This window comes from Lentilactobacillus diolivorans DSM 14421 (genome assembly GCF_001434255.1).
Lineage (GTDB): Bacteria > Bacillota > Bacilli > Lactobacillales > Lactobacillaceae > Lentilactobacillus > Lentilactobacillus diolivorans.
On sequence record NZ_AZEY01000052.1, the window covers coordinates 1 to 882 of the forward strand.

Here is an 882-nt window from a genome sequence, read left to right on the forward strand (position 1 = left end):
AAACGCCTTATGAAATATTCTTTAATGTAGTGTTGCACTTAATTTGACAATTCAAGTTCAATTAATAATGAAAGTAGATGATGAATTATTAACCATATTTCAAAATTATTTGCCTGGGTATTATTAGGAATTTCAGCCTTATCAATTTGTTTTTTATGTTTTAGCCCAACCTTACCTATTAAATTGCCATCGTCAAATCAAGCTATTAGCTTTATGATGATTGGTAAGGCACCAGTTGCTTACATTCCCTTTCAAGAATTAGATCAATTAGGATTCTGGCTAAACATCATTATGACTTGTCCCTTAGGAATATTTACCTATATTTTATTCTCTCCCAAATTCAAAATTTCTCATGTGATTACAACTGGAATCCTTATTGGATTCACTATCGAATTTATTCAATTTATAACAGACAATTTGGCAATAACACATCGTTGGGTAGATATAAATGACGTGCTTGCTAACACTTTAGGATTTGTAGTTGGTTATTATCTATCAAAGTTAATTGATAAATAACCCGTAGGTAAATTTATTTGGGTCTAGAATTTTTGGTGTTGGAAAGTATTTCCATTCCAAAAGTACTAGGCCCTAATTTAAAAAGCCATTGATAATGGATCAAAAACGGCCACTAGGGTATACCCTATTGGTCTTTTTTATTTCTGTGCTATACTAGGAATTACAAGTGTTCATTAGAACTGTCCAAAAGGAAGTGCTGACAATGGCTAAAATTGGTTATGCTCGTGTGAGTTCCAAAGAGCAACATTTAGATCGACAGCTAGCGGCCTTAAAAGGCGTTGATAAATTATTTACGGATAAATTAAGTGGAGCTAACACTAATCGGCCAGAACTGCAAAAAATGCTGGCCTATATTCGTGAGGGTGA

2 protein-coding genes are annotated in these 882 nt (G+C 33.2%); both read left to right on the plus strand.

All coding sequences use genetic code 11. The annotated features are described in order from the left end of the window. Positions 1-144: 144 nt before the first annotated feature. Entirely contained in the window at positions 145-516 is a 372-nt protein-coding gene (locus tag FC85_RS16275) for a VanZ family protein (RefSeq protein ID WP_225417902.1), read from the plus strand. Between the two features lie 202 nt (positions 517-718). After that, the coding region (locus tag FC85_RS15505) for a recombinase family protein (RefSeq protein ID WP_162255416.1) at positions 719-882 on the plus strand (164 nt) is incomplete at its 3' end.